General features: G+C 49.7%; 9 protein-coding genes. 7 read left to right on the forward strand and 2 right to left on the reverse strand.

The annotated features are described in order from the left end of the window. Positions 1 to 182: 182 nt before the first annotated feature. Together A7975_RS00820 and A7975_RS00825 are read right to left on the reverse strand one after the other, a co-directional pair. Positions 183 to 833 (reverse strand): carbohydrate-binding family 9-like protein, encoded by a 651-nt coding sequence (locus A7975_RS00820; RefSeq protein ID WP_065383857.1) that lies wholly within the window; start codon positions 831 to 833, stop codon positions 183 to 185. A gap of 297 nt (positions 834 to 1,130) precedes the next feature. Further along, entirely contained in the window at positions 1,131 to 2,066 is a 936-nt protein-coding gene (locus A7975_RS00825) for a hypothetical protein (protein ID WP_065383858.1), read from the reverse strand. Between the two features lie 339 nt (positions 2,067 to 2,405). On the opposite strand from A7975_RS00825, the gene A7975_RS00830 reads away from it, so the two are divergent. The 7 genes from A7975_RS00830 to A7975_RS00860 are packed head-to-tail and all read left to right on the forward strand — an operon-like array spanning position 2,406 to position 16,166. Beyond that, positions 2,406 to 4,148 carry a vWA domain-containing protein gene (locus A7975_RS00830; protein ID WP_255314203.1) on the forward strand — a complete coding sequence of 581 codons (1,743 nt, stop codon included), beginning with the start codon at positions 2,406 to 2,408 and terminating at the stop codon, positions 4,146 to 4,148. Between the two features lie 24 nt (positions 4,149 to 4,172). Then, positions 4,173 to 7,562: a tubulin-like doman-containing protein gene (locus A7975_RS00835; protein ID WP_053375314.1), complete on the forward strand. Its 3,390-nt coding sequence runs from the start codon at positions 4,173 to 4,175 to the stop codon at positions 7,560 to 7,562. Positions 7,563 to 7,564: 2 nt separating this feature from the next. Beyond that, positions 7,565 to 9,934 carry a transcription initiation factor TFIID gene (locus A7975_RS00840; RefSeq protein WP_065383860.1) on the forward strand — a complete coding sequence of 790 codons (2,370 nt, stop codon included), beginning with the start codon at positions 7,565 to 7,567 and terminating at the stop codon, positions 9,932 to 9,934. A 56-nt stretch (positions 9,935 to 9,990) separates the two neighbouring features. After that, positions 9,991 to 11,277 (forward strand): vWA domain-containing protein, encoded by a 1,287-nt coding sequence (locus tag A7975_RS00845; protein ID WP_065383861.1) that lies wholly within the window; start codon positions 9,991 to 9,993, stop codon positions 11,275 to 11,277. Positions 11,278 to 11,299: 22 nt separating this feature from the next. Beyond that, the gene (locus A7975_RS00850) at positions 11,300 to 11,935 is read left to right on the forward strand and encodes a beta-mannanase (RefSeq protein WP_065383862.1); all 636 of its coding nucleotides are present in this window, start codon (positions 11,300 to 11,302) and stop codon (positions 11,933 to 11,935) included. 14 nt (positions 11,936 to 11,949) lie between these two features. Then, entirely contained in the window at positions 11,950 to 13,209 is a 1,260-nt protein-coding gene (locus A7975_RS00855; protein ID WP_053375318.1) for a TRAFAC clade GTPase domain-containing protein, read from the forward strand. Continuing rightward, positions 13,209 to 16,166, forward strand: a complete 2,958-nt coding sequence (locus A7975_RS00860) for a GAP1-N2 domain-containing protein (RefSeq protein WP_065383863.1) — start codon at positions 13,209 to 13,211, stop codon at positions 16,164 to 16,166. Before A7975_RS00855 ends, A7975_RS00860 begins: the two co-directional genes overlap by 1 nt. Positions 16,167 to 16,231 lie beyond the last annotated feature (65 nt).

Here is a 16,231-nt window from a genome sequence, read left to right on the forward strand (position 1 = left end):
AAATGTTCAAGAACCAGTTTGCCCGAATTTGGGAAGCGGGATACTTGCATATTAGGGTTGAAGGCGGCAAGATCGATGAATAATAGGGCAGGATGGCGCGCGGGGATCGCTCTACTAGCATTGGGACATACAAGGGAAAAGCCCCCGCACATACTCTTTAAGCATGTGAGAAGGCTTCGGATTTAATCGTTCGTTACGAATACAAACTTGCCAAAGCGAGAAGGGATATGATAATTGATGGCATAGGTCGGCTGCCAAGCTTGAAATTGCCTGCTGCCATTTGTTCCTTCGTCGATGCGGTAAAAATTCACTTTCCAACTGACGCCAGGCTCTGGCTTGCGCTTGAAATTAATGGCAGGAATGCGGATGCCGTAGCTCAAAATCCCATTGCCTGCCTCTTCGACGATCGTTTGCAGCTCTTTGAAGCTCCATGCCATATCCGTACCTGTAATAGATTTATTGCCATCATTCTCGATTCTAGCGTCAAAAACAACGTTGCGCGGACTAACCTCAAGCTCAAAGTAGCTTTGGCCGAGGCCTGCTTCGTCAATGAACAATTCTACGACATCCTGTTCATATAACGGTTCGTCTTTCTGCGTGAAATCCGATACGATATGATTGTCCTGACACATGAAACGAACGTATAAGCTATCTGCGCTCCAGCAGGCCCGAACCTCCGTTGACTCCAAGGGAGACAGTCCTGTCACGGTGTCCGTTAATTCAACATGGCTGCAATCGTTCCAGTCCACCGTTTCTAATCGATTGGGCAGGCCGATAAACTTAGCTGGTTTACAGTAATAAATGCCGGACGTGCTCTGATCATTGCCTGACAATAGCTACACCTCATTTTTAAATAAAAATCTTTCCATCATTACTATATATTAATGGCCACTCAACTAAAAGCATGAGGAGGAAAATAACGATGTTTGAAGTGTTCGATTTGAGAGAGAGGATGGACTTTTTTGATGAAGCTGAAACGAGCTAAGCTAATTGAGGTAGATAAAGAGGCACTCAAAGGGAGCCTAACTTCGTTTCATTAATTATTATGGCTCCTTATTGCAAAATGGGCGCAATCACATCTAAGTGGTTGCGCCCATACGTTTTGAAAATTAGCTGCGAATATCCGTGTGTTACTTGCTCTTGAGTTGAAAATCCTCATCCCATTTATACTTTTCGTTATAAATATCCATAACCTCATCGTATAAGGAGCCGGAGCCCGGACTGCTCTGTATGATCCGATAGAGACGCAGAAAACGGTCTTTAGGAAGCTTGCGCGCGTAACGCAATACCAAATAGGGATATAACGAAATGTATCGCTTCATTCTGACCGCAGCGCCTGTAACGCCGATTAGAATGCTCTCCCCTTGCTCCATTTTCAAAATCTGGGCTTCATGAAGCAAAACATACCGGAACGTATTCTCCTTAATCAAGTCCCGCCTGATTTTGGTGATCTCGCCTATATACTCGACAAGGTCGGGATTAAAATGGTTCATCAGCAGCGGGTCCAGCATGAGATCCATATCCTTGCGCAGCACAAACGATTGCAGCAGCAATATTTGCTCGACGCGAAGCTGGTCGGTATGGACAAGCGCTCCGATTTCACGCAGCATTTCATATGCGAGCGGCTTATCGCCGTCATGAAAGACTTGAATGGCCATTTCCCGGTCATTCACGAGGCCTGCAAAGAGAGTATAAGCTTCTCTCTGAAATAATTTTTCAAGCTGCATGAGTAAAAGTGCAGGGGTCGAGCGTCTTTGCATCGTCCATAATAGAGCGAGTAAAAGCAGTGACCCTGCTGCGAATAGACTAGTCTGCATGGCTGACTCGCTCATCACTAGGCCAATGGTCATGATTAACAATACAATAAGCCGTGATCTCCACATCGACCTCTGCAAAATCGCGGCAGCGCGTTCTTCCACATTTTGCAGGGCAGGTTTGTTGCAAACCGGGCATTCCGATTCGCCAAGGACAGTGAAGTGATTGCAGCGACGGCAAATTTTAAGCTTCTCATAAGGATAGCGTGTTTTAATATAAGGGTTGAGTAGTACCGGCAGCTTCTTTATCATTCGCGATCACGCTGCCCGCTGCTTTTTAGAATAGATAAGACTAGCTTGTTCACTTGCTCGGGAGATGGGGCCTGTCTCCTGCGTGAACGATAGCTGATGACGCTGATGGTGACAAAAAGAAACAATAGTCCAAGACAGACGTATGTAACCATGTGCTGTACCTCGCTTACAGTAAAAGTGATTTATGGAAATCTATCAGGTATACTTAATTTATAGTATAACATTATACTTGGAGCAGTGACTAACAGTGACTATCGGACTAGCATGGGAGAACCGTTTGTCCTATTACAAAGGAGTACAAAAATGAACCGACTAAAACGTATTACACGACATCTCATAATGGCTTCCGCCATTTTGCTGCTGCCTTTCAGCAGCTTAACTACGGCACACGCGGCCAAAGGCGCCTCGCAAATCGATGCGGTGCTGGTGCTTGATGTAAGTCATTCAATGAGTACGAGCGATCCTAGCAAAATCGGCAATGAAGCGATGAAGATGTTCATCGACATGCTGTCGACTAAAGGGGATCGGGTCGGAATCGTGGCCTATACCGACGAAATTCAGCGCGAGAAGGCGCTTCTAGAAATTCAGTCGGCGGGTGATAAAGAGAATCTGAAAGGGTTCATCGACAAGTTGAACCGCGGCGCTTATACCGACGTATCGGTCGGCGTGAAGGAGGCCGTTCAAATTTTGGACGATGCTGCCGATCCTGATCACGAGCCCATGATTATTTTGCTGGCTGACGGCAACAACGATTTTAATAATAAATCCGGCAGGACGCAGGCCCAGTCCGACGCGGATATGGAGAAAGCCTTAAAAGAGGCAAATGACAAAGATGTGCCGATCTATACGATCGGATTGAACGCCGACGGCAAATTAAATAAGGAAGCTTTGGCTAAGCTTTCAGACGTAACCGGGGGCAAATCGTTCTCCACCAATTCAGCCGATGATTTGCCGCAAATATTAAGCGAGATTTTTGCGAGCCATCTTGAGCTGAACGTCGTTCCGGTCGATTCGTTTACGGCAAACGGCAGCTACCAGGACGTGAAAATTTCCGTTCCGAACGCCAATGTGCTGGAAGCGAACATTTCGATCATGTCGTCGAAGCCGGTTGAAGCGAGGCTGCTTGATCCGTCAGGCAAAAGCGTCCCGATTCCGTCGGATGACGTTCTGCTGTCCAAGTCAAAGAGCTATTCCTTAATCAAGCTGCTATCGCCGTCTGAAGGCGATTGGACGCTTCAGGTAAAGGGTGTCAATCGCGATAAAATCGATATAAATCTCATCTTTAACTACGATTTGAGCTTGGCGATGGACCCGCTTGCCAAGACAACCTATTCGAAGGGCGACAAAGTGAAATTCAGCTCCTATCTGGTCAGCGGCGGACAAAAGTTAGCGGATGCGGCGCAGTACAGCAACATGAGCGCGGTTTTACTCGTTAAAGATTTGGACACAGGTAAAACCGAGGAAGTGCCGCTGCAAAACGCGGGCGACCATTTCGAAGGTACGTATAAAGTTGCGGACGAGCATGATTATGAAATCAAGGTGAAGGCGGAGGAGGAAAGCTTCTTCCGAGAAACCGATCCGGTAACGATAACGGCCAAATCAGGGGGGACGGGACAGACGGCACCGACGCAGCCAGCAGATACGCAGAAGAAACCATTCCCGATTGTGCCTGTCGTGTTGGGCGCGATTGGTTTAGTGGTGCTGCTGGCGGCAGCCTATTTCATCATGAGGCTTTTGAAGCAAGCGAACCGCGGCTTTGTCGGCCAGATCGTCATCGAAATTCGTGATGAGAACACAGGCGACAAAACGTCGCCGCAATACAAGAAGCTGTCTGCCTTTAAGGGCAAGCTGCTGCTTCACCAGCTGCTGCAGCTGGCGCCTGAGCTGAGGGAGACCGAGAAAGTGGTCTTTAAACCAGGCAGCAACGACCGCATTTTGCTTCAAAACGGCTCCGCTTGCACGATAGAGAAGTCGGGGCGGGCAATCGATGCGACTCGTGATTTTGAAATGAAGAGCGGTGACCGCATTACGGTTTCGCTGAAGCAAGTGGACAAAACCATATTTATCGAATATCTCGTTTAAATAGAGCCCAGGAGGTAACAAACCATGAAACCAATCGTAAGAGAACATATACAGCAGCTCGACGTATCGTTAGGCGGCGGGATCGTCAGCGAGAAGATTAGAGTCGACACCATCGACAACCCGATTTTGATTATTGGGCTTGGCGGTACAGGCATTGATGCTTTGCTTCGCTTGAAGTATCAAATTAACCGCCGCTTTAAGCTGCCGGAAGATCCGGTTTCCAAGCGGAAGCTGGAGAAGCCGGATAACGTTGAATTTCTTGCTTTCGAGACCAATGAGCAGGATCGCAACAAAAAATATAAAGGAATCGGGCTCGACCCGATTAATGAATTTGTGCTGCTGTCCAACGCCGAGGTTGGCGGATTGCTGCAAAACCGCAGCATTTTGGAGCCGTACATTACCGATTGGCTCTCGCCAGAGCTGAGCATTACCGATGGCATGAACGGTGCCGCTGGCGTGCGCCAAGCCGGACGGCTATTGCTGTTCACGAAGATCAACCAGGTCGTGCAAAGCATTGACAAAAAAATTAAGACGCTGTCGGTCGGCACGAACAAGAAGCTGATGGTATTTCTGCTTACTGGCCTATCGGGCGGAACGGGCAGCGGCTGTTTCCTCGATATTTCGTATATCGTCAGAGGAATCATCGAGCGCGATCATGGCGCAGCAGGCATCGACCGCGTGAATACGCTTGGTTATTTGTTCACGCCGGACATAAACCTTTCGAACAAAAGCTTGAGCGACCATACACGCGAGTATATTAAGAAAAACGGCTATGCCGCACTAAAGGAACTCGATTATTGGATGAATGTGGATAGCAGGGGAGAGCGGTTCAAGCAGCAGTACGGCAATATTTTGTCCGTAAACTCGCCGCTTCCGCCATTTAACCTATGCCATCTTATTTCGGCGACAAACGCGGAAGGCAAGCTGCTCGAGAATGCCTACGATTATTGCATGAACGTGACGGCGGAGAACATTACAAACTTTATTTCCAGCGAGGAAAAGCAGTCTGGCGAAGAGTTCGCCATTCATGACTATATTAGCAACATTCGGACGAACATCGCCCAAATGAACAAGATGTACCCGGCTAACTATGATTACAACATTATCGGAGCTTCCTCGGCCGTTTTGCCTATTGAGGAAATGACAACCTATTTGGCCTATCGTCTCTTTAATAAAATGGACAAAATGTTTGAGAAGGCGCCAAGCCAGGACGACGTGGAGAAGTTTGCGCGCAAGCTAGGCATCGATCTCGAAACGATGATGAAGACATTTGATTCGCGCGTGCCGGAGCCGCTTCCAGGCTTTGAGAATAGCGAGCGCCTCAGCTATAACAACGTGATCAAAATGCAGGCCGTGAACATGGATACGGAGCTCGAGCAAAACTTTCTGGCGCGCGCGCGCGAGGAATACATCAAGGCCAAAAAACAGCTTCCAGGCGAAATCGTCGGGCAATTTACCGATCAAATTCGCCGTACGTTCCTACATCCGGAGCAGGGACCGTTCTACGTATCGCGCCTTTTGTATACGGAGAAAGGCTTTTGCTTATTGAAGATGCTGCTTTCCTATATTGAGACGCTTCGTGAAGGCTTGACGCGGCTCCCGCGCGAGATTGAAGCGGCTAGGGAGCAAGCGGAGGAGCGCATGGGCGATGCAAAAAGCGCGTTCGTGTCCAAAGACAAGAAGAAAAACAATTATATCGAAGCGAAAATCAATGAGTACTGGCTGCTTGCCGATGTAGAGCGCATGGAGCAATTGATTGAATTTTATGAGGATCTGCATCAGCTGCTTAACAACGAGAACAACAGGATCTATAACGTGTTCACCGAAATCTTAAACGTACTTAATACGATCTTTGCCAAAAACGGCGATATTCTCACGAACGGCGACGAGCAGGCGGACCATAAAGGGAACAAAACGTATTATTGGAATATCGTTGGGGTGCCGGACATTTCCGATGTCATCAGCCGTTTGATGGATAAGAAGGACGGGGACGATCTGATCCGCGACTTTACGCAGGAGCTGCTCGATCATTCGAACCTTTGGGTGAAGGAGCAGGAAATCGATATCGTCAGCTCGATCTCGGAATTTTTGACCGATAAGTTCGGCGATCTCATTACGAAATCGATGGAAGAATTTCTGGTCATGAAATACGGGAACGATGAATCGATCGAGAAGTTTGTTGAGCGCCATATAGCAAGCAAGCTTGATGAGGAAGCAGTGCCTGTATTCCATCTCAGCAATAGCTCTGGCAATTTGCATGTGCCGTCATGGGGCTTCGTATCGGTGCCTGTACAGGCGCCTAGCATTTTGCGGGGCATTCGAAACTATCAAAATAATTCGATCGGCAAATCCCACTTCACGATCAAGGAAAGCGAAGTGAAAAACCGGATTTTCTGGTTGAATACGCGAAACGGCGTGCCTTTATTCGTTTATACGCCGCTTAAGGTATATGAGGAAAGCTATGAGCGGACGATTTTGGACAAGGAAGGCATTGGGCGCCACTTGGTGCAAACCGACCGCAACAACTGGACGTACTTGCCGTCTCCGATTCCGGAGAAGTCATGGGGCGATACGTATGTCAATCCGCGCGTGCAGAGCTATAACGCAAGAGTTCGCGCCGAGTTTGCGAAAGCGGAGAGCTTCCGTGTAATCGCGGAGAAGGGCATTGATCAAAATACGAGCAGCCGTTATTCGGTTCGCTTCACGAAGCCGTTCGATCTGGCAAATACGCTAAAGCCATTTAATATGCAGCTTGATGCCGCAAAACCTAATTTGGGCGAGGTGAAACGCGCATTAAACGAATTGAAGCGCCTGCTCTCCGAAGGGCTGGAGCTTGAATCGACCAAAGATATTTTCGGAAGCTTCACGGAGGAGCTTGCCCAAGAAAATCTAATTCGCTCGCCGGAGCAGTTAAGCCGGGTTCGCGAGGAGCTCTCGAAGTATGAGGCGATTGCCATCAAAGCAAACGAGCTTGAACAGCTTCTTCACCAGCATCAGGATGAGGAAAAATGGCTTGATCAATTTATCGAGGCGCTGTACACGGATACGATCTGCAAGAAGGGCGCGCTATACGTATATGACCGCGATCCTGAGGAAGAGGCATGGTCGCCCTTCGCTAACTTGATGAAGAGCAGCAGCTATGTCGAGCATGAAGTGTTTGAGGGCTTCCGTCGCCTTGATGAGAAAAACCGAAGCACGCTGATGCGCAAAGCTGGGCGCAGAGTCAATGAATTGACCGCAACGGAGGATACAAAACTGCTGCTTCACAAGCTCGAGGAGCTATTCGGTACCTTCCTTGATGCGCGCGAGCGCCTTGAGTACGAAAAGGTTGAACTTGCAAACGGTGAGGAGCTGCACCGGTTCTACAAAGAGATGACTTCCAAGCTTAATGAAATTCGCAGAAAGTTGAAATAGCGATGAGAGTTGCGCTGGGTCAATATGCGGCTGATTATTCGGCCTCCGAACAGAAATTAAGTGGACTTGAGGATGATCAGAGCAGCATCCATTATCCGACGGTCTTTTTGTTCATCGGCGATGAAGCGGGTCAAGCGATAGAGCCGATGATTCGCTCGAATGAGCTGAAATGGGATAACAATGCCGGTGTTATTTACCTCCATGTATCATCGGGAGAGGCAAGCAGCGTAGAGTCAGCTGCGAAGGTCATGCGAGTGACGATGAGCGGGCTATCGAAGGATAAAGGCGATAACAAGTCAGTACGCAAGGATATTGCACTACGCTTCCGCGAGGATGGGCGTTACTTGGTTGATCTCAACCGAGCGCTGCGCCAGGTTAGCGATACGATTGCCGATTATGGACGGTTGTACGCTTCCTTCGATCGGCTTCACCTTGCCGTCATAACAAGAGTTGATGATCCGATGAACGTGCTCGTTCCAGAAATATCGCTGCTCGCGCAATCGATTTTTTTGCAGCTATTCAAATCGGTGCAAATGGATTTGTACGGCTTGATCAACGAGCGCGAACAATCGGAGACGTTTGGATACGCGGGAGCAGCAGGAATTGGCTTCCTTCGGGAGCTGGAAGGGATGCAGCGGCTGGATTATTCGTACTCCGCGAACCTTCAGGTGACCAGCGATGGCTTGTCGGTTCCAGTCGTTCATAAGCAGTCCCCGTTGTTTGATCTGGTCTATATATTATCTGACCGGAACGAACGGGGAATCACTACGCTTAACGGCATGTTGGATAACTATGAGATCATTTGCCATATTCTTCTGCTTAAGAACAGGAGACGAAAGGACGCTCAGCGGGAGTCCAACGACGGAAGCTACAACAACTCGTCGTTCCGGAATAGTCTGATGTCCGAATCGGGAAGGCAGGGCTTTGTCTCAGCTGGCTTAGCTAAGGTGAAGCGCCCGTCATATTCGATTGCGTTGACCGTGCTGTATCACTTCTTTGAGCAATTGGCAGCGCGGCTGCAAGCGGTGCCTGAGCTTGCCGGCAAAGAGAAGCTGGCGTATTTTGGGCTTGATGCCGAGACGATGGAGGCGCGAGCAGCCCAAATCGTTCCAAGCGATGATCATCTTGCCGATATGTCGGGGCTCTTAACGAGCGGTGTCCGGTATGAGCAGCTGCGCCGCATGTCGCTGCGCGAGGCGGAGACGGCATTGTTCGGCGAAGGCTGCGAAGCATTCTTCCGCAAGCACTTTACCGATGCGGCAGGCATACGACTCGGTGAACTGAAAGCTGCGGATGAGCTTCGCCGCATCCTCGACCGAAATAAAAAAGATCAGCCGCAAATCCGCTTTTATCAGGTGTCCGAGTGGACCGATGAGAATGAGCCGGGCAGTGTGCTGAACGCGGTTCATGGCCGAATAAGAGATTTGTCCAGAGAAATCGCTCTCGCTCAGGATGAACTGGAACGAACTGCTGAAATGCGGGTTGAGGATTTGAAATTTCAACGGCTACCGTTTATGGACAAGCAAAATTTGCGATCCTTCATCCGCCTCTTTTTTGATACGGTTTATCGGATGAAATGGCAGCTGCTGCGCTTGGAGACGGAGCTTGCTCTATATCGAAGGTTTGCTGGCGAGCTGGAGCGCCTGCATGAAGAGTACCGAATGAGAGTAGAACAGATGATTGCCCTTGGGACAGAGCTTAAAGCTGCCTCGCTGCAAAGCATTCGTTCGTCGGATGATTATATCGGTCAGAACATCTTCGATTATTATGAGCGCGTAACGGATAGCGTCATGAAGGATATTGAAGAAAAGCGCGGTGCTTCGGCGTTTTTCGAGGAACGGTGCATGGGGAATATGACGGAACTTCTGGAGCAGGGGGATACCGCGTTACTAGAGCGCTTGATTGATGTTTGCCGCAAGCATCTGCTGACCGCTGAGCCGTTTACGCATTCCTTCGAGGAGGAGCTTCTGCTGCGGGCGAACGTATCCGTGGCTTACAGCAATCGCAAAGCGTTGACGAGGGACGAGCTGTTCCGCCAGCTGTACCGTACGCTTGAGGATAACGCGGCGATCAACATCCGCCTTCTCGACTATACCCATGAGCATCGTTATGAGGAGAAGTACTTATTCGGCGATCGAGATAGCGAGTTTATCCGGTATGCGCTTGGCGTTGACGAAACCTCACGCATCTATAAGCTCGGCTGCGTGCATGAGAAGCGCAGCAGCGGCGTTGAAAAATTGAACTTAATGGGCGGCTTTCACTTAGAGGATTTGATGTATTACAGGAACGGCAAAGTATATTATGAAACCTATTTGCAGAATGGGTACGAATTTCATTCGATTGATCCAGTTGTTCTGCCAGAGCTTCGCTGACCGGTATACATCATTAGCCGCGCTGGTCTACTAGCAAGGGGGAAGGGGCTGTCACTATGCAACGAAAAATAAATGGATTTCTCCTGTTGTTCAGCTTAATAGGAGGAGCAATAGGTTTTGCAATCGGCGAGTTTATAATTGGTCAGCTTTCGGAGGGCTGGCCGCGCTTCGTCGTTGTTGGCCTCTATTTTGGGGTTATCGCTTTATGCATCGGGCTGTTTTGCCTGATTGCCGAGCTGATTGCACCGCGCTTAAACGGATCTTCATGGCGGCAGCGTTATACCGGATTATCATGGAAGCTGCTAGTACCGGCAACGTTGTTGCTATTGTTTGTTGTCGGCGGCTTGGTCCAGCTTGTTTACGGGCTGCAATTCGGCGGTGTGAAGCCGGTAAAGGATATCGTGCTTGCCATTGATAATTCGGGAAGCATGCTGGAGACCGATCCTGACAATGAACGGTATACAGCTGCGAAGCAGCTAATTAACAACATGGAAAGCGATAAACGAGCGGCTGTTGTCGTTTTTAGCGATACAGCGGAATTGCTTCAGCCCTTCACGAGCGTTAGCACGCAGGCTGAGAAGGATGCCGTAAATGCATCGATCGACGGGATTGAGCCAACTGATGGCGGAACAAACTTTAATCAAGCGCTCGATGTATCCATGAACACGATCAAGGGCACGGGTGAAGCTGAACGCGGCAAGATGGTCATCCTGCTGTCGGACGGCTTCAGTGAATCCAGCTTAAAGGAGCAGCTTGCAGCTTATCAAGAGCAGCAAATCGTCGTAAATACGGTCGGTCTTAGCGTTGTTGATGCTAGAGGCTCAGCATTGCTCAAGGAAATTGCAGATTCAACGGGCGGAAGCTACTATGACGTGACGGAAGCAAATGGACTCGGGCTCGTGTTCCAAAATATATACGACAAAATAGACAAGCAGACACTCCTGACGGAGCGCACGGGCAAGCTTGCAGACAGTACGTTCTATACGCTGCTTCGTATTTTATGCTTAGCCATAATTGGCGCTGCCATTGGCGTGTCGCTTGGCTTGGTATTCGACAATCGGTTTTTGGCGGTCAGCTTTGGCGCCGGCGGCGTAGCAGGCGGCTTGCTGGCAGGCTTCATTTTGGATTCCGGCTTGTCTGGGCATATGATTTCGGATGGGCTGTCACGTTTGTTTGCAGTTCTTGTACTGGCGGCAATCATCAGCATATTCACGCTTATTGTTCCCGTGAAGGACAGCAACAGCACGAGAACGCACGGAGGCGGCAGAAAAAGCAGCATCAATGACGTACCTTCCGCAGGCGTAAGCGGACGGACAAAGGATAGCCGCAGCCATGGATTTTAAACGATGCGGGAGGCGGATTTAAATGCGTTTTATCGATGCAGAGGATGGTTCTCCGGTCATCAGTGGCTTGACTCGCGTCATAGAGGAGGACTGCTGCACGCTGCGCTGGATTTGGCCCGGCGGAATAGAAGCGGTTTACATTGGTAAAAAGGCCGCCGAGCAGGCAGGGGACGGCGTGCTGGACACCCGTCAACTAAAGCTGTATACGAAGGCGGAGTATAAAGCGAATAACGGCTATCATAGCCGAATAGAAGGCGTAGGGCTGTTTGTTTTTACGGTGTATGCCTGTCAGGAGGGAAGTGCTGGATCGCAGCTCATCCTTCAGCCTAACCAGGAGAATCGTATTGAAATCAGCGCCGGAAGAGCTAAAATCTATTATTCGATCTCAAGCAAGGGCGGCCTATTTCGAAAGTTTAAAACGATTCAAATTCAGGTGACGACAGAGGTCCCGGTCGCAAAGGATGTCCTTTGTTACGTGAAGAAGCAGGGAAGCTACCCTGCGAACAAGGATGACGGCATGTTATATCCGTTTGTCGCCCCTTTTGCAGCGGGAAAAAATGTGCTGCCTGCCATCGAAATTGGCAAACAGGATTTTATTCGATTGTTTTTCACCGATGGCCGAACTTACGGTCAAATGTACGAGTTGATTTCAGTATAAAGGAGGAAGATCGCATGGGCATTTTCGATCTTTTCAAAAAAAAGCCGGAAGCGAAGGCGCGTCCGTTGTTTTATGATATTGTCTGCCCCTACTGCTTTAGCAAATTTACGCCGGACGAGGTCGTTTTCCGCGCAGCCCATTCCCGTGAGGATGATGAGGATTATGCGCTTGGGGAAGACGAGGAGCTGAACAAATACCGCGAGCGCTTTGGCCTTGATTCCGTGCATGATATGGAAGCGGTGCTTCATCCGGTGGACGTGCCGGAAGAGCATCGCGTTTACTCCGACCATGTGCTGATCGGCATCAATGACCGTTACGGCGAGCTGACACGCAGACGGCTTTGCCCGAAATGCCATAACGAGCTTCCGGTGACCGCAGGCAAGGTGCCAAGCAACATTATTTCGATTATAGGCGCTTCCCAAGTTGGCAAGTCGGTCTATATGACTTCCTTAATCCATACGCTGCAAAATACGACGGCAGATCATTTTAATGCAGCCTGCATGCCGCTTAACGCGGAGATTAGCCGAAAGTTCCGCACTTATTACGAAGAGCCGTTATTCGAGCGCGGCGATCTGCTTGCTTCCACGCAGAAGGAGAAGATGCAGGAGCCGTTTATTTTCCAATTCGTCTTTAAGGATGATTCGAAGCCGCCGCTTACGCTCGTATTTTTTGATGTGGCGGGCGAGGGAATGGTCGAGCAGGATTATCTGGGCTTGCACGGCCAGCATATTAAAAACTCGGCAGGCATCTTGCTAATGGTAGATCCGCTGCAGATTCGTTCGATCCGCGAGAAAATTAGAATGAACATCGGCGACAAGCCGGGTGAATGGGTGTCCCAATATGACGAGCCGCGCGACGTTGTCCTGACGATGTTCGGAGACTTTATTGCGTATCAGGAAAATAACAAAACCGATATACCGACAGCCGTCGTGCTGACCAAAAGCGACATGCTTCATTCCCTGAAGGATGAGGATGGCGAATATATTAAGTCAAACAGCAATATTTTTAACAATATGGTGCACCGCAATTATTTCAATCTAACCGAATTTGAAAATATCGACGGTGAAATCCGGCGTTTCATCGAGAAGGTCGATCGCCCGTTCAAGGGAACGATGGACGTTTATTTCAAGGATACGGCTTATTATGCGGTATCCGCGCTTGGCAGCAATCCCGTGGATCAGAAGCTTCAAACCGTAGTAAGTCCAATCCGTGTGGACGAGCCCTTCATTTGGCTGCTCTATAAGCTGAACTTCATCGAGGGGAGAAGAGAATAGTGCGCGATTCCATGCCCCGCAGGATGATTCAGCAGCAAATGTACGCACGGGAGAGACGCGGTATTTTCAGATCCACGGAGGGCTATGACACGATTGCCAAATCAAGCGGATTAGACCCTGCTTTTATCAAAAAAACGCTCCATCCGTTTTGTGTTTACGATGCGCCTGCCGAGCTTTCCGTGCGCGGAGAGAAGGACGCTTCCGCATATCCCGAGACAATGCATCTGCTGCATCTCGATAATGGCGACGTGCTCCTTGGCCGCAGCGTTTATCAGGCAGCGGATTTTACGGGTCTTCGCAGTGCGTTCTTTACGCATAACTATATCATTCCTGAGAGTCTTGCGAACAACCCGGATTGCGACTATGAACGCTTCCTGCAAGCATCCTTCGAAGGCAGCTATGATATCGCAGGCGGGATGGAAATCGTGGAGTTAGCCGAGCTGCCCGTTCAAGCGGCTGCTGCGGTTAAGCCATCGCATCGTTCGCTCTTATCACTGCTGAATATCGATGAGAAGACATTTAAGCAGCTGCTGTATGCGGTGATGTCAGCTGTCAGCGGCAAGAAGAAGGTCTACATCGCGCTTGACGTGCCGATTGCGCAGCTGCCAGGCAAAGCAAAGCAGCTGATGGCAGTACTTTATGCGAGCTTGCCGTATGCATACCGCAGGCAGCTTGGTTTTATTACTTATGCGAAGGAGCCCCAAAGCCGCAAAGCCGTGCATCTTACTTTCGTGGAGCAGGGAAGCCTGCGGCTTGGCGATCGAAGCATCGAGAAGGATTATACGTTTGATATCGCAAGCGGCCGGATGATGAATGTGGATTTGGACGGTACGGACCAGCCTTATTTGGATTTTGCATGGGATAATTTGGAGCGCCCGGAGCGTGCCGAAAGCTTCTATCCTTTTGCTGAGCTCATGCTGGCAGGAATGGGGCCGGAGCGTCAAATCGCGGCAGCCAGCTATCACGAGCTTTGCGTTATGTATCAGATTGAGGAAGGCAATGAATCGTTGTATGAAGCGCACAAAACGGCAGTGCTTCGCGGTTTGCTCGAATATTTGCAGCCTGCCGGCTCGCTTGATTCGAAGATTCGCCTCAATGATTTGTTCCTGTCTCGATTTGATTATGAATTTGATCGCGTTCGGCAAGGAATTGTGCCGGATGTATTCATTGTGGATGCCTTTAAAGATTATTACCGAATCGACGGCAAGTATCTTGAAAGCAAAATCGTTACTTATTTTATCCTTTCCCTTAATCAAGCGAATAGAATGAACGAGCAAGAAACGGTTGCTTCCATTTATGCAGCCGTTGAAAGCAATCCAGCCTTAAGCAAGGCTTTTTTTACAAAGCTGATGGCGGATTCTACGTTGACAGGCAGCTTGTTCATTTCCTTTCTTGAGAAGAAGTTAAAGGCTGCTGCGGGTGCAAAAAGTGTACTTGAGCTGGTTGAGCACTGGGGGAACGTTCATCCAAAGCTGTTTGGCTTTGAGCCTTTCCAGACGCTTGCACGGAATCAGCTGACGGATAAGCTGGAGCGGGAACGTTATTCGCTGCCGGCTGTCAGCAGAGTTTTGGCGCAGCTGCGCGGATTGGCTGAAAAAGCTCGGAATGGATCAGGGCTGACTGCGTCCTATGATGCCGAAGACCTTTATCAGGAGCTTGAGCTGGCTGCTTATCGCGCGATGCTCACTGAGCTTGATATGGATAAGCTCACCCACGAACAGTTGGGCCAAGCGGATTTCTTAACCTACAAGGATAAGCTGCAGCGATGGAATGGGCAGCTTCAGGACCCAAGGCAAAAATCAGCCAGCCTAATGCTTCTTGTGATGTATGAATGGCTGAAGCTGCCGGAGCCTACGGCTGCTATATTCGGCCGGCTGTCACCGGCTGAGATGGACCGAGTACAGCTGACCGGGCGCCGGCTTCTGGCGGGGCAGCTGGAGCTTGCAGATGCTCCGCGCCATGTGCTGGCCTTTCTGCGCAGCTCAGATATGGAATCGGTAGACTATGCGGGGCTGCTCGACTATTTGCAGCGGAATGCGCCAAGTAAAGAGATGATATATGGGTTCTTCCAGCTGTCGGAGAGACATCCTGATTTCATGAAATCGAGAGGCTTCGTGCCTGCCTATAGAACGGCGATCGTCGGTTATTTTGAGAAATATGACCGTGATGCTTTCAAAAAACGTGGGAACTGGAAACAGCATTTCGATAAGGCTGGCCCAGCGCTAACAGCGGTGTATAAGCAAGCCGCCCGGGAGCTATCCTCGCCGCTTTCAAAATTTTTTCGCCGGAATCGCAAAGCGACGCTGATTACTTCGGTTGCGGCGTTAGGCATTATTTTGCTCGTTGCCGGACTTCTGCAATCCATCGCCGGCAAAAGTGATTCGAAGCTAGAGGGCGGCGTTTTGCCTGAAGTGACGCCTACTGTTGAAACGGGCATAACCAAGCCTGATACGATCGTATACGCGGAGCAAAATGAAGCATCCGAAGGCGTAGAAGCGACGACATCCCTTGTCTTTTCATTTAAGGACGCAGCGGCTTGCGCGCAGTTTGCGCCTAGCTCATTGAAGGTAGAGTCGGCGGGTGCCGAAGCAGTTGAGTATACAGACCTAAAGGTTACGCTTACTTGCAGCGCGGTAGGAGAAGTATCGCCGACTCCGACTAATTCCGCAGATGCTGCGGTGACCGAGTCTCAGACCCCGTCCACGAGCAAGCCTACCGAGACGCCGGTTAATGAAGGCAGTACAGCCCCTGATGCAACAACTAAATCTGAAAGCACAAGCACCGTAACACCTAGCAGTCAGCCAGATCAAGGCAGCGATGGCGCGATTAGCTTAGACGACTATCCAAGCCGCGTTGAGGTCAATCTAGGCAAGCAGGTCGATCTTCCGTCCAAAAGCATCATCCGAGTTGGAGAAGCGGCATATGAGCTTATCGTGCTGGATGTGCAAGCCAATTGAATGAACATTTCCGCTAGTTAACTTACGCTAAGTTGACTGGCGGTTTTTTTATGCGATGAAAAAGG

Source organism: Bacillus sp. FJAT-26390 (assembly GCF_001682865.1).
In the GTDB taxonomy this organism is placed as follows: Bacteria; Bacillota; Bacilli; order Paenibacillales; family Paenibacillaceae; genus Pristimantibacillus.